Annotated in this window: 19 protein-coding genes; 7 read left to right on the plus strand and 12 right to left on the minus strand. The window is 31.4% G+C overall.

Going from position 1 to position 22,456, the window contains the following annotated elements; all coding sequences use genetic code 11:
• Positions 1-5 precede the first annotated feature (5 nt).
• Both B3N22_RS19825 and B3N22_RS19830 read left to right on the plus strand, forming a co-directional pair.
• Positions 6-2,399 carry a glycyl radical protein gene (locus tag B3N22_RS19825; protein ID WP_286909831.1) on the plus strand — a complete coding sequence of 798 codons (2,394 nt, stop codon included), beginning with the start codon at positions 6-8 and terminating at the stop codon, positions 2,397-2,399.
• 129 nt (positions 2,400-2,528) lie between these two features.
• The gene (locus B3N22_RS19830; protein WP_414632251.1) at positions 2,529-3,869 is read left to right on the plus strand and encodes an MATE family efflux transporter; all 1,341 of its coding nucleotides are present in this window, start codon (positions 2,529-2,531) and stop codon (positions 3,867-3,869) included.
• Positions 3,870-4,064: 195 nt separating this feature from the next.
• Here the strand turns inward: B3N22_RS19830 and B3N22_RS19835 are convergent, their stop codons facing one another.
• Both B3N22_RS19835 and B3N22_RS19840 read right to left on the minus strand, forming a co-directional pair.
• A complete protein-coding gene (locus B3N22_RS19835) occupies positions 4,065-4,739 on the minus strand; it encodes a hypothetical protein (protein ID WP_286909835.1) in 675 nt (224 codons plus the stop codon).
• Positions 4,732-5,280 carry a sigma-70 family RNA polymerase sigma factor gene (locus B3N22_RS19840; protein WP_286909838.1) on the minus strand — a complete coding sequence of 183 codons (549 nt, stop codon included), beginning with the start codon at positions 5,278-5,280 and terminating at the stop codon, positions 4,732-4,734. Before B3N22_RS19840 ends, B3N22_RS19835 begins: the two co-directional genes overlap by 8 nt.
• Before the next feature lie 224 nt (positions 5,281-5,504).
• On the opposite strand from B3N22_RS19840, the gene B3N22_RS19845 reads away from it, so the two are divergent.
• Positions 5,505-7,595: a beta strand repeat-containing protein gene (locus tag B3N22_RS19845; protein ID WP_286909840.1), complete on the plus strand. Its 2,091-nt coding sequence runs from the start codon at positions 5,505-5,507 to the stop codon at positions 7,593-7,595.
• A 263-nt stretch (positions 7,596-7,858) separates the two neighbouring features.
• Here the strand turns inward: B3N22_RS19845 and B3N22_RS19850 are convergent, their stop codons facing one another.
• Both B3N22_RS19850 and B3N22_RS19855 read right to left on the minus strand, forming a co-directional pair.
• The gene (locus B3N22_RS19850; protein WP_286909841.1) at positions 7,859-8,086 is read right to left on the minus strand and encodes a DUF4177 domain-containing protein; all 228 of its coding nucleotides are present in this window, start codon (positions 8,084-8,086) and stop codon (positions 7,859-7,861) included.
• Between the two features lie 320 nt (positions 8,087-8,406).
• The gene (locus B3N22_RS19855) at positions 8,407-8,700 is read right to left on the minus strand and encodes a hypothetical protein (protein WP_286909843.1); all 294 of its coding nucleotides are present in this window, start codon (positions 8,698-8,700) and stop codon (positions 8,407-8,409) included.
• Between the two features lie 284 nt (positions 8,701-8,984).
• On the opposite strand from B3N22_RS19855, the gene B3N22_RS19860 reads away from it, so the two are divergent.
• Positions 8,985-10,802, plus strand: coding sequence for an urease accessory protein UreH domain-containing protein (locus tag B3N22_RS19860; protein WP_286909846.1), 1,818 nt, complete (start codon positions 8,985-8,987; stop codon positions 10,800-10,802).
• A gap of 197 nt (positions 10,803-10,999) precedes the next feature.
• On the opposite strand, the gene B3N22_RS19865 is transcribed toward B3N22_RS19860, so the two are convergent.
• From B3N22_RS19865 to B3N22_RS19900, 8 genes are all read right to left on the minus strand, one after another.
• Entirely contained in the window at positions 11,000-11,932 is a 933-nt protein-coding gene (locus B3N22_RS19865) for a multicopper oxidase family protein (protein WP_286909848.1), read from the minus strand.
• 149 nt (positions 11,933-12,081) lie between these two features.
• A complete protein-coding gene (locus B3N22_RS19870; protein ID WP_286909850.1) occupies positions 12,082-12,483 on the minus strand; it encodes a NusG domain II-containing protein in 402 nt (133 codons plus the stop codon).
• A 131-nt stretch (positions 12,484-12,614) separates the two neighbouring features.
• On the minus strand, positions 12,615-12,830 hold the full coding sequence (locus B3N22_RS19875) for a heavy-metal-associated domain-containing protein (protein WP_286909852.1): 216 nt from the start codon (positions 12,828-12,830) through the stop codon (positions 12,615-12,617).
• 36 nt (positions 12,831-12,866) lie between these two features.
• Positions 12,867-15,329: a heavy metal translocating P-type ATPase gene (locus B3N22_RS19880; protein WP_286909855.1), complete on the minus strand. Its 2,463-nt coding sequence runs from the start codon at positions 15,327-15,329 to the stop codon at positions 12,867-12,869.
• A gap of 31 nt (positions 15,330-15,360) precedes the next feature.
• Positions 15,361-15,627: a metal-sensing transcriptional repressor gene (locus B3N22_RS19885; protein ID WP_286909857.1), complete on the minus strand. Its 267-nt coding sequence runs from the start codon at positions 15,625-15,627 to the stop codon at positions 15,361-15,363.
• A gap of 53 nt (positions 15,628-15,680) precedes the next feature.
• Complete coding sequence (locus B3N22_RS19890) at positions 15,681-15,872, minus strand: hypothetical protein (RefSeq protein WP_286909859.1); 192 nt, start codon at positions 15,870-15,872, stop codon at positions 15,681-15,683.
• Between the two features lie 214 nt (positions 15,873-16,086).
• A complete protein-coding gene (locus B3N22_RS19895) occupies positions 16,087-17,448 on the minus strand; it encodes a sensor histidine kinase (protein ID WP_286909861.1) in 1,362 nt (453 codons plus the stop codon).
• On the minus strand, positions 17,449-18,168 hold the full coding sequence (locus tag B3N22_RS19900; protein ID WP_286909863.1) for a response regulator transcription factor: 720 nt from the start codon (positions 18,166-18,168) through the stop codon (positions 17,449-17,451).
• 163 nt (positions 18,169-18,331) lie between these two features.
• On the opposite strand from B3N22_RS19900, the gene B3N22_RS19905 reads away from it, so the two are divergent.
• The 3 genes from B3N22_RS19905 (at position 18,332) to B3N22_RS19915 (ending at position 22,378) form a co-directional block, all read left to right on the plus strand.
• The gene (locus B3N22_RS19905) at positions 18,332-20,146 is read left to right on the plus strand and encodes an urease accessory protein UreH domain-containing protein (RefSeq protein WP_286909866.1); all 1,815 of its coding nucleotides are present in this window, start codon (positions 18,332-18,334) and stop codon (positions 20,144-20,146) included.
• A gap of 127 nt (positions 20,147-20,273) precedes the next feature.
• Positions 20,274-20,990 (plus strand): response regulator transcription factor, encoded by a 717-nt coding sequence (locus B3N22_RS19910; RefSeq protein ID WP_286909868.1) that lies wholly within the window; start codon positions 20,274-20,276, stop codon positions 20,988-20,990.
• Positions 20,987-22,378: a sensor histidine kinase gene (locus B3N22_RS19915; RefSeq protein WP_286909870.1), complete on the plus strand. Its 1,392-nt coding sequence runs from the start codon at positions 20,987-20,989 to the stop codon at positions 22,376-22,378. The genes B3N22_RS19910 and B3N22_RS19915 overlap by 4 nt, the downstream gene beginning before the upstream one ends.
• The last annotated feature ends 78 nt before the right edge of the window (positions 22,379-22,456 follow it).

A 22,456-nucleotide genomic window follows, 5' to 3' on the forward strand; every position in this document is an offset into this window, starting at 1 on the left:
GAATTATGAAACAATATGAAATTAAAAGTGAAAGAATTAAAAAACTAAGAGAATCTGTGCTTTCACAAACACCAATGGTATGTATAGAAAGAGCACGATTTGTTACAGAGGTCTATAAAGAAAATGAAGCTGAACCTGTATATATTAAAAGAGCTAGATCATTAGAAAACACTTTAAAGAAAATGTATATATATATTAAAGAAGGAGAATTAATAGTAGGTAATCAAGCTTCAGAAGAAAGAACTGCTCCAGTATTTCCAGAGTATGCTGTTGATTGGATGGAAAAAGAGCTTTTAGAAAAAGGTAACTTCAACACAAGAGATGGTGATAATTTTTATTTGCCAGAACAACATAAAGAGGAACTTTTAGAAATCATACAATATTGGAAGGGAAAAACCTTAAAGGATAAATGTATGGCGATTATGCCAGAAGAGGTTAAAGTAGCATCCGAAATAAAGGTTATCCACGGAGAAGGAAATATGACTTCAGGAGATGGACATATAGTTCCTGATTTTGAGAAGGCTTTAAGATTAGGTTTAAGTGGAATCATAAAAGAAGCTGAAGAAAGATTATCTAGGGTTGATATAAGTGAAAATGATGCTTTTAGAGAAATTGCTTTCCTTAAATCTATTGTTATAGTTAATAAAAGTATCATAGAATTTGGAGAAAGATATTCAGCTCTTGCTTATGATTTAAGTTTAAAAGAGAAGGATGAAAATAGAAAAACTGAACTTCTTAAAATATCAGAAGTCTGCAAAAATGTTCCTAAAAATCCTCCTAAAAACTTCTATGAAGCTGTGCAGATGATATGGTTTGTGCACTTAGCAATTCAAATAGAAAGTAATGGTCACTCTGCTTCTTTAGGAAGAGTGGATCAATATCTCTATAAATATTATAAAAATGATAATTTAGATAAGGACTTTGCAAAAGAACTTCTTCAATGTCTATGGATAAAGCTCTACTCCATACTTAAAATAAGATCAACCTCTCATTCAGGTTATGGAGCTGGATACCCAACTTATCAAAACGTGACTATAGGTGGTTCTAATCCTGATTATTCAGATGCTGTAAATGAATTAAGTTTTCTAATTCTAGAAAGTGTGGGCGAAGCAAAACTTACTCAACCTAACCTTTCTGCAAGAGTTCACTTAAACACTTCTGAGAAATTTATAAGAGAATGTACTGAAGTAATCTCAACTGGTTTTGGTATGCCTGCCCTTCATAATGATGAGATTATAATTCCTGCTTTATTAAATAAAGGAGTAAGCTGTAAAGATGCCTTCAACTATACTATGGTTGGATGTGTTGAAGTTGCTGTTCCAGGAAAATGGGGATATAGATGTACTGGAATGACTTTTTTAAATCTTCTAAAAGCTTTTGAGCTTACTATAAATGATGGTTTAGATAAAAGAACCGGCTATACTCTTTTAAAGGGAAATGGAAGTCTAAAAGATTTTACTGATTACACTTCTCTATGGAAAGCATGGGAAAAGAATATTGAATATTATACTAAACTTTCCGTAGTATCAGATAAAATAGCAGATACTATGCTTTTAGAATATCCAGATATTTTTTGTTCTTCCTTAATAGATGACTGTATAGAAAGAGCTAAAACAGCTAAAGAAGGTGGTGCAGTTTATGATATAGTCTCAGGACTTCAGGTTGGACTTTCTAATGCAGCAAACTGTTTTGCTGCATTAAAGAAAGTTGTGTACGAGGATAAAACTCTTACCTTAGAAGAGGTCATAAATGCTATAGAAACTGATTTCTCAGGACTTAAAGGAGAAAAAATACGAACCTTATTAGAAAATGCTCCTAAGTACGGAAATGATATTGACTATGTTGATTCTATAGCTTCAGATATTTATGATACCTATATTAATGAAATTTCCAAATATAAAAATACTAGGTTTGGTAAAGGCCCTATTGGCGGTAATTATGGTTTATCAACCTCTGGTATTTCCTCAAATGTTCCTATGGGTTGTGTTACAGGAGCTACCCCTGATGGAAGAAAAGCTTGGACTCCAGCAGCTGAAGGTTGCTCTCCAGTTCAAGGAACAGATATTAAAGGACCAACTTCAGTCCTTAAAACTATATCAAAACTTCCTAACATTCTAATGACAGGTGGACAATTATTAAACGTAAGATTTTCACCTGACTTAATAAATAATGATATCGGATTTCAAAAATTCCTTATGTTTATTAAAAGCTTTATAGCCATAAAAGGATGGCATATTCAATTTAATATAATGTCAACTGAAACTTTAATTAATGCTCAAAAGAACCCTGAGGAGTATAGAGATATAATCGTAAGGGTTGCTGGATACTGTGCACAATTTATAACTTTAGATCCGACTACTCAAAACGACATAATAAGCCGAACTCAGCAGAGATTCTAATCTATATCCCCTAGAGGCGCTCTCTCATAGTTCAATGAGGCTTAACTAACTTTGATAATATTCTACTTAGGTATATAATTGATATGAGATTAAAATATGCTACGGAAGGATATTATTGAAGGTGCAAAAATGAAGTTTATTCGAAAAGATGTTATTAGCTTAACCCTACCAATATTGGCTGAACAATTATTCGTAATGTCCATGGGAATGATTAATACAATGATGGCTGGTCATATAGGAAAAGAGGCAGTTTCTGCAATTGGTATGGTTGATTCCATAAACAATATAGTAATTGCCTTTTTCTCTGCCCTTGCAGTTGGTGGAATGGTAGTTGTTGCTCAATTTGTAGGACAATCTAATATAAAAAAAGCAAATGCCTCCATGAAGCAAGCCCTTTACTCTTCTATACTGATATCAATATCTATTACTCTACTTATGTTTATCTTTAAGAAACTTATTCTTTCTTTCCTATTTGGCTCTGCTGAAGCTGAAGTTATACGTTCAGCAAATATATATTTATCTATTACTCTATTGACCTATCCCTTAATCACAATGGATCTTATTTGCAACGGAATCTTAAGAGGTGCTGGTGACACTAAAACTCCTATGAAGATAACCATATTTATGAATGTAATGAATGTTGTTTTTACATTTGCATTTATAAATATTTTTAGCTTTGGAATAGTAGGCGCTGCTTTAGGTATAGCATTAGCTAGAAGTATAGGTGCCTTTATTGTTCTTGGTGTATTATTAAGAGGTTCAAGCATACTTAAACTAACAGAACTTAAGAAATTTAAATTTGATTTAACTCTACTAAAACCAATTTTTTCAGTGGGCGTACCTGCTAGTATAGAATCTTTAGTTTTTAATGGAGGTAAGTTAATAACTCAAGTATTTATAGTAGGTATGGGTACAGCCTCCATTGCTGCAAATACTATAACTAGCTCTATTGGTGGAATGCTTAATATTCCTGGAAATGCCTTATGCATAGCAGCTACAGCTTTAGTTGGTCAACATATGGGTAAAGGTGAAACTGATGAAGCAAGCGATACTTTAGGTTATATAACCAAGTTATCAACTTTTTCTTTGATTGCTATGGCTTTAATATTTTTACCTTTCTCAGGATTACTCCCTAGATTATATACAAGTGATCCAGAAATAATTAACTTAGCAAGACGTGTGTGTATACTATATTCACTATGTATTCCTATGTGGTCTATCTCCTTTGTCCTTCCTGCTGGGTTAAAAGGAGCTGGAGATGCAAAATACACAATGGTCACTGCCCTTATAGGAATGTGGCTATTTAGAATTACTCTTGGATATTTTTTAGGAATCACCTTAAATCTCGGACTTATAGGAGTTTGGAGCGGAATGTTTATTGACTGGACCGTAAGGGGAACTCTCTACTTTATAAGATTTAAAAGAGGTAAGTGGAAAGAGAAACTAGTAATAGCAAGACTAGCCTGCTAATAAAAATAGCTGTCATACTAAACAATTAGTAGGCAGCTTTTTCTATTACCCTAAGGAATATATATTTCTATCAATATAAGAATTTAAGAATATAAGAATAAAAGAATATAAGAATATATAGTATTTATGCGCCTTGCAAGGAATCTCAATTATAAATTTACTTTTAATATCAGAGTAAATATAATATCAACTTTACTAAGGTATGTTCCTTAAACTCTCCATAAATAATTTAAATGCATCAATCCCTATTCCAATAAAAGCTCCTATGGCTAGAACTATCATTATCAAAAAAAATATTCCAACCTTAGGTCTTTTTATTTCCACAAAAGGAGAGTTTGTTCTTTCTCTTAAATACTTTATCATATCTAAAAAGATTTCTTTATTTTCTTTCTCAAATGGTCTTGGAAACACATTTTTCCCATCTTTAAAGTTTAAGGAAATTGTGTCGCACTTCACCCATAAATCAGTAAAACTCTCTAAATTATTTATATCATTATTATACTCCTCTAGAACTTCGTAAAAATGATCCAACCTAAAGACAAAAATTCTCTTATTAGTTACAAATAAGCCCATATAAATAGCTACCTTTCCGCCCCAATCACCTACATACCTTGCAAATATTTTTTTCTCAAGATAACTTTGAAGAACCATCATTTTATATTTAATATTTTCATCTTCTTCTAAATAACTTTTAACCTTTCTCTCTAATTCTATAAAAGCTATATTTCTTAACACCCTATCGTTTTTTATTTTATATAAATCCTCTCCAATAGAATTACTACTACTAATAGCTTTTTCTTCTAAATTTTTAATTTCTTCTTCACTATATTCAACAGAGTTTAAAAGTTCTAATACCTCTCTATCATTCATTAATCTCACCAACTATCTTTTTAAATTTTTTCCTAGCCCTAGATATTCTAGTATAGATATACTCTTCTGAGAAACCTGCATCCTTAGATATTTCCTTAATTGACTCTCCTCTAAGATATCTTTTAATAAATATATTCCTATCTTTCTTATCTAGTGTGTTTAGAAGTTCATTAATCAACTCCAAGTTTTCTATTCTTTCTAATTCATTTTCCTGATTGCTTACTAACTCATCATCATATTCTAGACTCTGATTATGCTTTAAATTTTTCTTCTTAATGTCTATTGCCTTATATCTAGTTATGGCGATTATCCAATTCTTAAAACTGCCTTTGTCTAAGTTAAAACAATCTATATTAAACCAAATAGCTGTAAACACTTCATTATAACAATCTTCTATACTTTCCTTTTCGTAAGGCTCTATTAATATAGTTCCTGCTATATAATATATCAACTTACCATAGATATCCATTAGCTTCATAAGACTTTCTTTATCTCTTTTAATTATGCCTTTTATAAGAGCACTTTCATGGTCATCCTTCACTATCATCACCTCTTTTAATGTCCTAATTTCCATTTCATTTATTTATTCTTTAATTAATACACTAATCTGTCATCAATTAATAAAATATACACATATATCTTAATTCAAAATCAATAAATGTGTATATTTTATTTCACAATCAGTTAAATAAAAACATAAAATAACAAGATGGTATATATTTTTTAAAATAATATATCTTAATTTTTAATATTCGGAGGAATACCATGAGTAATATAGCTTTACAAATTGAACGTTTGGCCGGAGGAAATATAGATTCTGGATCAAGTGTTATATTTGATAACATTGTCTATAGTTCTGGAAACATTTCATATAACTCAGGTACTGGAGTAATAACCTTCAATGAAGCTGGACGATATGTTTTAGATTGGTGGGTAGCCACTCAAACATCTACGAGCCCAAATTTTGTTGTATTTTCAGCAATTTCATCGCAAGGTGATAATCTTGAAGGAAATTCTCCTACCAAAACTAGCGAAGTCGTTGGAGTTGGTATTGTTGATGTAATATCTGCTCCTGTAACATTAACACTAGATTATACAGGTTCAGGAACTGCTATTCTTGGCACATCCGTACCTGTTAAAGCAACTTTAGTTATAATACAAGATGATATTGTGGCTACAAGTGCTACTGGTGCTACTGGGTCTACTGGGGCTACCGGCATTACTGGGGCTACTGGTGCCACTGGGGTTACTGGTTCTACCGGAGTTACTGGCGCTACAGGAGTTACCGGCGCTACAGGAGTTACAGGTGCCACTGGTGTTACTGGTGCTACTGGGGTTACTGGTGCTACCGGAGTTACTGGTGCCACTGGCGCTACAGGAGTTACTGGCACTACCGGAGTTACGGGTGCCACTGGGTTTACTGGTTCTACTGGTGTTACTGGAGTTACTGGTGCCACTGGGGTTACTGGTGTTACTGGCGCTACCGGTGTTACTGGTGTAACCGGAGCTACCGGTGAGACTGGCGCTACCGGTGAGACTGGCGCTACTGGTGTAACTGGGGCTACTGGGGCTACTGGTGTTACTGGGGCTACTGGCGCTACCGGCGTTACTGGGGCTACTGGCGCTACCGGTGTTACTGGGTCCACTGGCGTTACTGGCGTTACTGGCGTTACTGGTGCCACTGGGGCTACCGGCATTACTGGCGCCACTGGAGCTACCGGAGTTACTGGTGTTACCGGCGCTACTGGTGTTACAGGTGCCACTGGGGTTACTGGGGTTACTGGTTCTACCGGAGTTACTGGCGCTACAGGAGTTACCGGTGCTACCGGAGTTACAGGAGTTACAGGTGCCACTGGTGTTACTGGCGTTACTGGTTCTACTGGAGCTACCGGCATTACTGGTGCCACTGGCCTTACAGGTGTTACTGGTGCTACTGGCGTTACCGGTGTTACTGGGGCTACTGGCGCTACCGGTGCCACTGGAGTTACTGGGGCCACTGGTGTAACAGGGGCTACTGGTGCCACTGGAGTCACTGGGGCTACTGGTGAAACTGGGGCTACTGGCGTTACTGGGGCTACCGGTGTTACTGGTGCCACTGGAGTTACTGGTGCCACTGGAGTTACTGGTGAAACTGGCGTTACTGGGGCTACAGGTGCAACCGGAGCTACTGGTGAAACTGGAGCTACTGGCGTTACTGGGGTTACCGGCGCTACCGGAGTAACAGGGGCTACTGGTGAAACTGGGGCTACAGGGGTTACTGGTGCTACTGGCGCTACTGGTGAAACCGGAGCTACTGGCGCTACTGGTGAAACCGGAGCTACTGGCGCTACTGGTGTAACCGGAGCTACTGGAGTTACTGGTGAAACTGGGGCTACCGGCGCTACTGGTGCTACTGGCGCTACCGGCGCTACTGGTGCTACCGGCGCTACTGGTGTTACTGGGGCTACCGGAGCTACTGGAGACCCTAGTATATTATTCAATCAAGTTCCTGCAGCAGTTGCTGTTTTTCCTCCACTAAATACTGAGGTTATAGTAAATACCCTTGCAGTACCTGTAGTAATTGGAGAGTTTTTAAAAATTGATTTAGCTGTTTCTGTTGAAGCAATTACTACTTCAAACTTTTCACTGACCTTTGAAGCAAGACTATATAGGGATGGAACTTTGATAAGCACAAGAACAATTCAAAGAAATCTTTCCACTGCTGGAACTCAAAGATTTCCTATTGCTAATACCTTCGTAGATACTGCCGTATCAACTACTACAAGCACTTATGACGTTAGAATAATATTCACAACTGCAACTAATGTTACTTCGGCAACTGCTCTTAATAGGAATATCAATATAATTAGGTTCTAACTTTTCTTGAAAATATCAGCGTTCTTTAGTATTAATTACTAAAGAACGCTTTTTTATTTCATAAAACAAAATTTGTATTTATATAGTCTTTTCTATTAATTCATCTTGCTTTAAGTTATAAAATCAGTGTTAAAAATATTCCATAAACCTTTCTTAATGATAAAAACTCACATACTTCCTTTAGGAGAAAATATGCGAGTTTAGACTTATTATAACCTTTTAACTTATAGGCGCAATTAAATGCATAATTTATCAGTAACAAACTAATTATAGTTATTACTTTTCAAGCTAAATAACTGCTTTTTTAATACAACAGAATCTTCAGGTAATTTTGATGGATTTCCTAAAGATTGAGTTTTCTTTGGCATAATGCCAACTAGTTCCCAACCATCTTTTCCGTATTCATTTAATTTATCTTCTATAGTTCCTCCATTACCTGCATTTATGAATTCATCAACTGTGAAAACTTTGTATTGCCATTCAGCGTTCATGATATCACTCCTTTTTATTTTATATTTATTTTTATATTAAATTTAAAAACTTTATTAATATATTGCATTTTGATTTTTGATAATTTCTATTAATTAATATTTATTATTATATACTATTATTGTATTTTATTTCAAGCTTTTATTATATTATTCCCATAAAAAAATCCATACATTCCTAAATATTTTAATTTATATAGATATAAAGTATCGTATCGCAGTAACAGTCTCTCTATCTAAATAAATGAAAGAGAGAGACTTTAAACCTTTAAAAAGCCTCTCTCTTTCCCATATCTATATTAAGCCAATATATTATTTATATATTAATCTATAGGCTTATCTAATTTAGATATTTCTTCTTTATTACTATCACTACAACAACTTCCTTTTTTATCTCCACCAAGCATCATAGGTATCATTCCAAGCATCATCAAAGGACATATAAATGGAATTATTCCTGAAACAAAGACCCCTGCTCTCGGGCTAAATCTAGATATAAGTGGTAAAAATGATAAGATAATTATAGGTAATCCACAACAAAGTACCATGTGTAACATATGTTTTAGCGGACTATGATTGTGCTTATCTTTCCTTTTATTACTTTTATTAAAATTCATGTATACCCCTCCATTATGATTTCTAAATAACTGAAATCGTGTATATTATAGTTACATTTTAAATTACCTATATAAAGATATTATGAAGAAATATCTTAGCTATCAAATATTTTTATATAATTGGTGAACCATTTTATTTGTTTTCATCTTCATATTATCAACATAACTATTTTGTATAATTTTATAGATTTACAGTATATTCCAATTTAAAATGTATTTTTACTATGCATATAGAACTGGCTTAACCACTAGAGTAACATTATTAGTTAATTAGGAGGATTTTTATGAGTATTAGAAAAGAAAGAATTAGAGTTTATGAAATGACCTGTACATCTTGCGCAAATCGGGTTGAAAAAGCTATTATGAAACTTGATGGTGTATTTAGTGTTAAAGTAAGTTATAGTAACCAACTTGCTGACATTGAATATGATGATAATTTATGTAATTTAAGCAAGATTAAATCTGCAATTAAAAAAGCTGGTTATAGTACGCAAAATTCTAATGACTATAAATTTATTGGAATTCTTATAGTTGTAGCAGCTATAGTTATGCTTGGATTAAAAACAAGTGGTTTTGATATGGAAGCAAAACTTCAAAATGCTTCGTATGCCGTTCTCTTTATAGTAGGAATTCTTACTTCAATTCATTGTGTAGGTATGTGTGGAGGAATAATGCTTTCTCAAAGCTTATCAATAGAAAGCCAAAATAAACTTGAGGCTATTAAACCTGCACTTATCTATAATCTAGGAAGAGTAATATCTTATACTATTTTAGGTGGAATTATTGGTGCACTTGGTTCAGTATTCTCACTCTCAATTATTGCTCAGGCAGGAATGCAAATATTCGCAGGTGCATTTATGATTATAATGGGATTTAATATGGCTGGCTTTGGTGCTTTTAGAAAATTTAATATTAAACTGCCTCATTCTATATGTAAAGTAAAGAATAAATCAGGTTCTCCATTTATTGTAGGTATATTAAATGGACTTATGCCATGTGGCCCACTTCAAACTATGCAGTTATTTGCTTTAGGAACTGGAAGTGTCACAAAAGGAGCTTTATCAATGTTCATGTTTTCATTAGGCACAGTTCCCTTAATGTTAACATTTGGCGCTTTATCTGGATTATTAAGTAAGGGCTATACTAAAAGAATACTAAAATTCAGCGGAGTTTTAATTATTGTTTTAGGTCTTATTATGGGTAATAGAGGTTTTGTTTTAGCAGGTATAAATCTTAATCCTTTAACTGCACTTGCTAGTACTACAGATTTATTAAATGGTGATTCAAGATCTTCATCTAATTCTAATATATCAATAGCGACCCTTAAAGATGGGGTTCAAGTTATTAATATGGCTGCAGATAATAATGGATATACGCCTAATGCTTTTTATGTTCAAAAAGATATTCCTGTAAGATGGATAATAGATGGAAAACAAATAAATTCTTGTAACAATTCTGTTGTAGCTCAATCATTAAATATTCAAAAGAAAATAAAAAGTGGTGAGAATATTATAGAGTTTACCCCTGGAGATAAAGATATAAACTTTAGTTGTTGGATGGGCATGATAAGGGGTGTTATTAAGGTTGTCGATGATCTTAATAGTGTAGATCCTTCAAAATCAGATCCTTCTATACCTCCAGCAAGTAATGGTCCTAGTTGTTGTGCAGTACCAATAGATGATGCTTCTGATGAAACCTCCTCAGCAAGTATTTATGGTAATGATATATCATTAGTGCCAACTGAAACATTGATTAATAAATCACGAATTTTCAATAATGAGCAGATTGCTCAATTCAAGGGTATTGGTTACGAATTACAGCCTTTAGTGATAGTTACAGGAAATAGTGGAAAAACAAAAATCACTTTTGATTTAAATGCTTTTGATAACGCTGATGGTGAGTATACTATCATAGATATCTCAACCTGGAAAGAAGTCACTACCTTTACAGCTAAACAAGGTCTAAATGATATAGTATTTAGCCCTAAAAAAATCGGTGGATATGCTATTTTTAGAGATGATAGTGTTTTAGGAGTCGTTGAAGTTGTTGATACTGTAGATACAGTAGATTTAGAAAAAATTCGAAATACTTATTTAAGATAATCTATGTTCTTTTAGTAAACTTTTCAAAAAAGCTTTACTTAATATAAATATTTAAATAGTCGTATTGGCTTCAAAGCAATGTATAAAAATTTATTAAAATAATTGTATTATTCCAAATTATTACTTAACCGCATTATGTGTTTTTTAATTGTATATAATTTCAAAAGGATGCAATCACTAATGACTGCATCCTTCAATTATTCAATCTTAATATTATCATCTTTTGCTTGACTGTGTTTGTCTGTTTTATAAACTAAAGTAGTAAACATACCACCTGTACCATAAGTGAAGTTATTAGAAATATGATGCGAAATATGACAATGAAAAGGCCAGATACCGGGGTTATCAGCCTTGAAAATTACATCCCAGGTCTCTCCTGTAGCTACTAATATTGTGTTTTTTAATATTCTGTCTTTAGGATTAATTATATTGCCATCAGCCTTTTCCACTTCAAATTGGTGTCCGTGAAGATGCATAGGGTGATTATTTATTTGTATGGCTCCCAGCCTTAATCGAACAATATCACCATACTCTATAGGCATTGGAGTAGTATAAGGAAAGCTTTTCCCATTGATTGTAAACATATTGAAGGCATCTGTGAATGGCTCAATATTATATACTCCGAATTTTACCGTTTCTCCTTTCTTTAAACCTACAAGACTCCATTCCTGCATCAAATTTAAATAATCTCTATCAGCTTTATCACATGGATCCAAAATAACAAAGCCTCCTAAGAGGCCCATCATGTCCTGTTTGGCTGTATTTACATGAGCATGATACATATGAGTTCCCGGAGAATTGATTATTCTAAAATGGTAGTCAAAATATTCTCCAGGTTCTATTCTAGGTGATGGTCCCACAGCTGGAACGCCATCCATTACATTTGGAACATCAAGTCCATGCCAATGAATACTAGTTGCTTCCGGCAAACTATTATATACTCTAATATTAACATAGTCATCGGGATACACTTGAATGGTAGGTCCAGGTATACTGCCATTGTATCCCCAACCCTTAATAAATACACCATGCAGTATTTCCTGAGTTACAGGTTCAGCGACTAATTCAAAATATTTTACTCCTTTATGAATTTTAAACTTAAGTGTTTTAAGATCTGGCGTAATAACCATAATAAAAACCTCTTACTAATATAATAAGCCATATAGCCTAGTATATTATATTAAAGCAATGTTTTTTTGTTACGTAAATAACATCTATAGAGGTACTTGAAACGTTAGTTTATGATAAATTCTTAATTTATCACCCACAATATAAATATTTAAAATGATTGTGCATCTATGGTATCATCCTCAACACCTTCAATTGTAACTATAATGTTATTAGGCAGGCATACTATACTTTGATAAATTTTATCAATCCACCCTGTATCTGAACAAATAGAGTTAGGGCAAATTTCTTTACTCATTTCTAACATTCTTACTTTGCCATCTTTAACTTCAATGTAGCCTATATTATTATTAAAATCAATCTGGTATGTTATGCTTTCACTATATTTATTTAATGGAACTTTTTTTTCTATTTTATTGTCTATTTTAATTATAATATCACCATTCTTTTTATCACCTTGTGTAATCATGAAAATTCCTAATGGTAAAAAACTTAGTATTAAAAGTGATACTATTATTACCACATCCAATATCCTCACTTCTAAAATCTTCATATTTATTTCCTTTCAAACCTTTTATATTATATAAACCTGCCTAGATCTAATTCGCTTAACTCTAATTTATTAGCTTAAATGAAAAGAGCTTTGATAAAAAGTGAATTATTATCAAAACTCTTAATTCTGTACTAGATCTCTTCTATTCCTGCTACCTCATAGCCTGCATCATCAATTGCAAATTTTATATCTTCATTCTTTATATCCTTAGATGCTTCTAGCACAGCTATTTTGTCATCTAAAGCAACATTTACAGTAGTTACTCCCTCTAATTCCATTAATGCCTCTTTGACATGATTAACACAATGCCCACAACTCATTCCTTCAACTAATATCTTCTTTTTCACTTTAATTCCTCCTGAATTTTTTTAATATTTTAATAATTATCTAGCTGGTTTAAATCTTTTTAATCTTAATGCATTTAGTAAAACTGAAACTGAACTAAAACTCATAGCAGCTGCTGCAAATATTGGATTTAAAAGAGGACCTCCAAATATATATAGTATTCCCATAGCTACTGGTATACCTAACGTATTATAAGCAAATGCCCAAAATAGATTTTGCTTAATATTTAATATAGTTTTCTTACTTAATTGAATTGATGTTGGTACATCCATAAGATCACTTCTCATAAGTACAATATCTGCTGACTCCATAGCAACATCTGTTCCTGAACCAATTGCTATTCCAATATCTGCTTGAGCTAGAGCAGGTGCATCATTTATTCCATCTCCAACCATAGCTACTTTTTTACCTTCTGCTTGAAGTTTTTTAACCTCATTAGCCTTATCTTGAGGTAGAACTTCTGCTAAAATTCTATCTATACCAACTTGTTTTGCTATAGCTTCAGCAGTTCGTTTATTATCTCCAGTTATCATAGCTACTTCAATTCCCATATCATGAAGTTTTTCGATTGCCCTTTTACTATTTTCTTTAACAGTATCTGCAACTGCAATTATACCTGCTATTTTATCATCAATAGATATATACATTGGCGTTTTACCTTCACTTGCTAATCTATGTGAAGTTTCCTCTAAATCTTCTAATGATATATTACTCTCAATCATAAGCTTTCTATTTCCAAGTAAAATTGCTTTACCATCTATCTTAACTTCTATACCATGTCCTGGAATTGCTTTAAAGAAATCAAGCTTCAAAATCTTTAATTCTTTTTCATCAGCATCCTTTACTATAGCTTCACCTAATGGATGTTCTGAACCTTTTTCTGCTGATGCTGCTAATTGTAGCAATTTATTTTCATCTATTCCATTTGAAACAACTATATCTGTAACCTTTGGCTTTCCTTCTGTTATTGTACCTGTTTTATCAAATACTATTGTTTTTATCTTATGTGCAGTTTCTAGAGCTACACCGCTTTTTATAAGAACTCCATATTCTGCACCTTTTCCTGTTCCAACCATAATAGCTGTTGGGGTTGCTAATCCCAAAGCACAAGGGCAAGCTATTACTAGTACAGATATAAATATAGTCAATGCAAATATTCCTGTTTCTCCACCAATAAAGTACCAAGCCAATGATGCTACTATAGAAATCGTAATAACAACAGGAACAAAATATCCTGAGATTATATCTGCCAATTTTGCAATTGGAGCTTTAGATCCTTGAGCATCTTCTACTAATTTAATAATCTGTGCAAGAGCTGTATCTTTACCTACTCTTGTAGCTTTATATTTTATGGTACCATTTTTATTTATACTAGCACCTATTATTTTATCTCCTATATTCTTTTCTACTGGAATACTCTCTCCAGTGAGCATAGATTCATCAACTGAAGTAATTCCTTCTACAACTTCACCATCTACAGGCATTTTCTCCCCTGGCTTAACTACTATAACATCTCCTACTTCTACTTCATCTATAGGGGTTTCTATTTCCTTACCATCCTTAATGATGATTGCTGTTTTAGGCGCAAGCCCCATAAGTTTTTTTATAGCCTCAGAAGTTTTTCCTTTTGTAACAGCCTCAAGATATTTCCCTAACAAAATGAGTGTTATAATTACACCAGCTGCTTCAAAATATAAATCATAGGCGTAATCAACATTTCCTCTATAAATCTGTACAATTGCAAATATTCCGTATAAGAATGCGGCAGATGTACCTATTGCAATAAGAGAATCCATATTAGGACTTCTTCTAAATAAGGATTTATATCCTACTGTAAAGAATTTATATCCTGCAACCATAACTGGAAGAACTAATATTAATTGTATTATACCGAAGTTTCTAGCATTATCCATTGGGTTTATAATCTCTGGCAAATGAAATCCGAAACGCTCTCCAAACATATGTCCCATAGTTATAATTAGTAGTGGAACTGTAAAAACTGCAGAAACAATAAACTTCTTCCATAATAGTTTTATTTCTTTTTCTTTTCTTTCTTTATCTATATCTATAGTGGTACTTTCTTCCTCTAAAGCTTTATAGCCTGCTTTTTCAATAGCTTTTTTGATGTCTGAAATCCTAACTGAAGAAGCTTCATAACTTATATTTAATTTCTCTGTTGCAAAATTTACGTTAGACTCAATTACTCCCTCAAGTTTTTTTGTAACTTTTTCAATATTTTTTGCACAGGCTGCACAAGTCATTCCCTCTATCTTTAATGTTTTAGTACTAGATTCAATTATAGCTTTATAACCAGCTTTTTCCACAGCTGATTGAATATCAGATACAGCTACCTTTGTTTCATCAAAATGAATATTAAGCTTTTCTGTTGCAAAATTTACATTTGCTTCAGTAACACCCTGAAGTTTTTTAGATGCTCTTTCAACCGCTTTTGCACATGACGCACAGGTCATTCCCTCTATTTTTAATGACTTTATTGCCATATAAATTTCCTCCTTACGAATCTTATAATACTTACTTGTCTGTTATCTTAGATAAAATACCTATTATCTCATCTATTTTGTCTTCACCATTACTTCTATTTATCGCATCTTTTACACAATGATGTATGTGCTGCTTCAAAATCAGCATATTAGCTTTTTTTAAAAGAGCTTGTGCTGCAATAATTTGGTTTGATATATCCACACAATATCTTTCATCTTCTATCATTTTAATTATTCCTTCAATTTGCCCCTTAGAAGTTCTTAATGCCATCAAAGCTTTATTTTTCTCTTGATTCATTATTCTACTCCCTCCAATGTATGTCTATCTACTTTTAATGTAATTACATGCACCTATTTAAAAGACTTATTAAAACACTTGCCTACCCCACATACCGGGGGTGGGTTGGATATAAAAAAATATTCTTTTATATAGTAAATTCTACCTATCTGGCTTGGATTTATCCTCATCCACCTATCATTTTCAATTGTAGCTTCAAATACCCATCCATTACCAGCAAGTTTAACTTCTACTACATCCGACAAAAAATTCTGCCATTAATGAAAATAAATTATATCGACTATTTTTTTCGTATTTTTCATATTACTACAACTCCTTTAAAAATTTCTTTATCCACAGTTATATAATAAATAATTCTTATGAAGAATATATGAAGAAATATATTCTTATAATCATTTTATATACAGTAATAAAAACTCTTTCAAATCTCCACTGGAAGGAGTTCTTGACTAATAAATTTTATATTTTGGCAAACTTATTAAATTTTACTGTAAAAGTTGTTCCAATATTCTTTTTACTTTCTACATCAATACTTGCAAAATGCAATTGTAATATATTTTTGACTACTGTCAATCCAATACCACTACCTTCTATATGATGTCTACTTTTATCTCCTCTATAAAGTCGCTCAAAAATAAATGGAAGGTCTTCATCACTAATGCCTATTCCTGTATCTTGAATTTCAATGGTTATATTTTTATCATTTGCATAGAGATTAATTTTAATTGTATCTCCTTTTCTAGAAAATTTGATAGCATTTGATATCAAATTAATAAATACTTGTTTTAATTTATCTTTGTCTCCTATCAAGGTATAATTATTATTGAAATCTACATTATAAGCCATTTTTATTCCTTTATCTTTCGCATGAATATAAAAATCTCTGAATATTTCCATTATAAATTCATCTAAAACTATTGCTTGGAAATTTAGTTTAATACTTTCAGATTCGAACTCTTTCAGTGTATTTAAATTATCCAATAATTTCCCGAACCTAATTACTTCTTCATTCAAATAATTTAACCTTTCTGTAGTTACTGGAAAAATTCCATCTATCATTGCTTCAAGGTTGTTTTGAAGTATATTTAAAGGTGTTCTGATTTCATGCGATATGTCAGAAACTAATCTTCTTCTAAGCACATCTTGATAATTAAGCTTTTTAGCCAATATATTTGTACTACTTCTTAGATTTTCTAATTCCTCAATGTTACTTTTAGTATTAGACTTTAAATCAAAATTTCCTTTAGATAAATTAACAGACATATTAACTGCATCTTTAATTGGAGAAGAGAATTGTTTAGAAAAATATAAGCTCATAGCAAAAATGATTATTACAGTAATAATACCACTTATTGCAATACTAGTATTTATAGATGTTTTGAAATTTATGTCTTCTTCGCTTAATAGCAATGAGGAGTATTGACCTATATCAACAAATCCTACTACCTTTTCGTCTATTTTTATTTCATATGTATTAGATGTATATACCCCCTTGTCTTTTCCCATACTAGTAAATCTCATTTCACTAGGATTCATACCCCAAACGACATTTTTATTTTCATCAAGAAGAGTCAAACAGTAATTACCCATATAAGCTTCATGAATTAATTCCCCTCCAGAGGTTTCACTCCATTTTCTATCTCTTTTATATATTTCTTTAAAATAGTCTACAATTCTCTCATATCTCTTATTTTGTGTATCTAGCATATATTTATTGAACTGAATATTAATATTTATATTAACAAATAAAGTTATAAGAAGTATTGCAGTAATAGACGATGTTGCAAGTAATATACTTAATTTTTTTCTAATACTCTGCACTTATCTTTCACCACCAAACTTATATCCTACTTTAGTTACTGTTATAATATATTTAGGATTTCTGCTATCTTCTTCTATTTTTTTACGAATATTTTTGATATGTACATCTATAGTTCTATCATACCCCTCAAAGTCAATCCCAAAAACTTTGTCTATAATTTGTTCTCTTGACAATACTTTTCCTTTATTTATAACTAAAGTATATAGTATATCAAATTCATTTGTAGTAATTGCAATAGCTTCTCCATTTATTTTTACTACTCTTTTTTCATAATCTATAATTAATTTATCTTCATTGAATGACAGATATGAATTATTTGTATTGCTTAAATCTAATCTTCTAAATAATGCATTTACTCTTGCAACTAATTCTCTTGGACTAAAAGGTTTTACTAAGTATTCATCAGCACCAATATTTAATCCTTCAACTTTATCTGTTAATGAACCTTTAGCTGTAAGCATAAAAATATGCACATCTGAGTTATTCATATTAACTCTATTTAATTCTGATGTATTTCTTATCATTTTACAAATTTCTTCACCAGATATATCTGGTAACATTAGATCAAGTATTACTAAATTAAATTCTTTTTCTTTAAATATATCGAGTCCACTCCTTCCGTTAATGGCAGTAAAAACTTCGTAACCAGCTTTTTCTAAGTAAGCTTTCAGTATCTCTGCTACTCTTTCTTCATCTTCTATTATTAAAATTTTATTCATAATTTTTCCTCCACATTTATTTTAAAATAGTATGTTTTTAAAATTATAACAATTATTTTTAAAGATTATATGAAGACATATTTAGTCTTCATATAACTTACATAATTATTTTATATATTTTACTTATAACTTAAAATATATAACATAATAATTGGAGGATTTTATGAGTATTAAAAGAGAACGACTTAAAGTCTATGATATGACCTGTACATCTTGTGAAAGTCGAGTTGAAAGGTCTATAAGAAAATTAAATGGAGTATTGAATGTCAAAGCAAATTATACTAGGCAATCTGCTATAGTTGAATATGATGAAGATTTATGTACAATAAGAAAAATTAAAATAGCCATACGAAATGCTGGTTATAGTACTGAGAAATCTAATGGTTATAAGATTATTGGACTTCTTATTATAGTGGCTGCCATTGTACTACTTGGATTAAACACTAGTGGTTTTGACATGGATTCAAAACTTAATAATGCATCTTATGCAGTACTCTTTATAGTTGGTGTTTTTACTTCTATTCACTGTGTAGGTATGTGTGGTGGTATAATGCTTTCACAAAGCTTATTAAAAGAAAGTAAAAATAAATTTCAATCTATGCAACCAGCAATGTTATATAATCTAGGAAGAGTTATATCTTACACTATTTTAGGTGGTATAGTTGGTGCTATTGGATCAGTATTTTCTCTTTCAATTATGGCTAAGGCAATTCTTCAAATATTCGCTGGAGTATTTATGGTTATGATGGGGTTTAATATGGCTGGATTTAGTATATTCAGAAGATTCAATCTTAAATTACCCAGCTTTGCATGTAATAATAAGAGTAAAAACAGAACTCCATTTTTAGTAGGTCTTTTAAATGGACTTATGCCTTGCGGTCCACTTCAAACTATGCAACTTTTCGCTTTAGGTACAGGCAGTGCCGTAAAAGGTGCCTTATCTATGTTTATATTTTCTTTAGGTACAGTTCCACTGATGCTGACATTCGGTGCAATATCAGGACTTCTAAGTAAAAGTTACACAAAAAAAATACTAAAATTTAGTGGAATTCTTATAGTTGTTCTTGGTCTTATTATGGGAAACCGTGGATTATCACTAGCTGGCATAAATATTAGCCCATTGAATTTGCTTTCATCAAAGATTGAAGAAATCAAAACTACTAACGGAGAGGTTAGTTCATCTACTAATAACAAAAGCTCTGCTTCTTCAGATTCCTCAAATAAAGCAACTCTAGAAAACGGAGTTCAAATTTTAAAAATGACTGCTAGTAGCAGAGGCTATACTCCAAGTGTATCATATATTGAAAAAGGGACTCCTGTTAGGTTAATTGTTGATGGAAAACAGCTTAATTCTTGTAATAGCACCCTAGTAATTCCGTCTTTAAATAAACAATTAAAACTTAAAAGTGGAGAAAATATATTAGAATTTACTCCAGGAAGTAAGGATATTAAGTTTAGTTGTTGGATGGGTATGATTGGTGGAACTATAAAGGTCGTAGATGATCTTGATTCTATATCTGGAACTAGTGGAGACTCCTCTGGTGATACTTCCTCTGAATCTGCTTCACAAGAGATAAAGCCAAGTATCTACGGGAATGATATAAGTAAGGTGTCTACTGATAGATTAGTAAAAAAAGCTAAAATTTCAAGCAAAAATCAAGAAATAACCATAAAAGGAATTGGATATGAGATAGATCCACTTATTATTGTAATTAATAAAGGTATTAATACCAATCTTTCATTAGATTTGACTTCTTTCGTTAACCCTGAAAGTGACTTTTTCATAAAAGATATGTATACGGGAGATTTAGTTAAAGAATTTACAGGGAAAAAGGGAATTGTTGAATTACAATTTACTATAGATAGCTCCGGTCCATATGGAATATTCTATGATGGTCAATTACTTGGATTAATCGAATCAGTAAGTGACATGAATTCTGCAAACCTAGAAGAAATTAGAAATAAATACATTAAATAATTATTCTCTTTTTTAAAAAAAAGAAAATATAAAAGTTCTAACCTTATAAAAAACTAGGTACTCTCCCTAGTTTTTTTATTTATATTGAATATAATAATACTATACTACTCTAATTGGAGATGATACTGTGAATAATAAATATAAAATACTTATTGTTGACGATGAACAAAATATTTTAGATGTATGTAAAGTCTATTTAGAAAAAGAGGACTTTACTATAATTACTGCAATTGACGGTGAGTCTGCATTAAATATTTATAATACAGAGACACTACACCTCATTATATTAGACTTAATGCTTCCTAAAATTTCAGGAGAAAAAGTATGTACTATCATAAGAGAATCATCCAATATTCCAATTATAATGCTTACTGCAAAGGTGGATGAAGATGAAAGGATCGAAGGAATATCCATAGGAGCAGATGATTATTTAACTAAGCCTTTTAGTGTTCGTGAACTTGTTGTAAGGGTAAAAGCACTTCTTGGGAGAACTTATAGAAATACAATTCCAGTAAATGATGTTTTAGTTTTTAATAATGGTGATTTAGAAGTAGATATAAATAAGTTTGTTGCTAAAAAGCAACATATAAATATAAGTTTAACAACTAACGAGTTTAAAGTACTTACTGTGTTCATCACAAATCCTCATCAAGTACTTTCAAGGGAACAGATAGTAGATAAAGCTTTTGGAGTAGATTATGAAGGTTTTGATAGAACTATAGATACATATATAAAAAATATTCGCCAAAAAATTGAGGATAATCCTAAAGATCCTAAATATATAGTGACTATTTATGGTATGGGTTATAAATTTATTGAAAGCCCTACTAAGATGACCTTATGAAACTATCGTTAGTGAAAAAACTATCCATAGCTTTTCATATAACTGTTCTAATATCACTTATATTAACAAGCTTTATTTCAAATTATTATGTAAACAAAAATTTTCAACAATATTTAGTTCACGAACATAAAACAAAAATTGATAGCATAATAAAACTCGTTGAAGATATATACAATGAACAAGATCAATTCTCAAATATAAATAAAGATGAAATACAAAGATATTCTGAAACTCAGGAATTATATATAGAGATTAAAGATATAAATAATAATGTTATTTATACTTCAGGAAGCTCCCACCTTCAACACAGAAATATGATGCAAAATATGATGGAATCATCAACCACTAATTTCTATATGATGACTCTAGAAGATTACACTGAAAGCGATTACATTTTAACTAAAAATGATAAAAATATAGGAGCTATGACTATTGGTTACTTTGGAACTTCTTATCTATCCGCTGGTTCTGTTACATTTATCAATACTCTAAATAAGTCATTTATATTATCAACTATAATTGCTCTATTTTTTGGATTTATAGTTAGTATAGTGATTTCGAAACAAATTTCAAAACCTATTACTAATATAACTCATATAGCCAACAAAATGAGAGATGGAGACCTTAAGGTACGATCCTTAGTTAATACAAATACTGAAGAACTATATGAACTCTCTAATTCTATTAATTATTTAGCTGAAACTTTAAATAATCAAGAAATGCTTAGAAAAAGATTAACTTCAGATATTTCACATGAACTTAGGACTCCATTAACTACACTTAAGACCCACCTAGAAGCATTTATTGATGGTATATGGGAACCCACTACTGAAAGGTTAGAAACTTTTCATGAAGAAATAGACAGACTTACAAAACTTGTAGATAATCTACGTAATTTAGCTAAACTTGAAGAAACTAATGTTAATTTAAACAAGGTTAACATTAACATATCTAAAGAATTAGAAAAAATTATAGACACATTTAAACCCTTATATATTAAAGAAAATTATCAGTTAACTAGTTCAATAACTCCAGATATAAACTTAAAAGTAGATAAAGATAAGTTTAGACAGATAATGAATAACTTACTTTCAAATTCATATAGATATTTAATACCAAATGGTAAAGTTCAAATAATACTAAAGAAAGAAAAACATACTATACTAATAGAAGTTATTGATAACGGAATAGGTATTCCTGAGGAAGATATTCCTTATATATTTGAAAGATTCTATAGAAGTGATATATCTCGAGCTAAAAATACTGGTGGCTCCGGTATAGGTCTTACTATTACTAAAAGACTTGTTGAGTCTCATGATGGGAAAATATCAGTTAAAAGTAAACTTAATGAAGGAACTAAATTTATTATAGAGCTACCACTTAAGTGATTCTTTGCTTAATTCTTTATAATTTCTACATAGTTTTTTGTTAAAATATAATTGTAATCAGTTGATATTCAGTTTTAT

The sequence above is a fragment of the Clostridium sp. UBA1652 genome, assembly GCF_002320975.1.
GTDB lineage: Bacteria > Bacillota > Clostridia > Clostridiales > Clostridiaceae > Clostridium_T > Clostridium_T intestinale.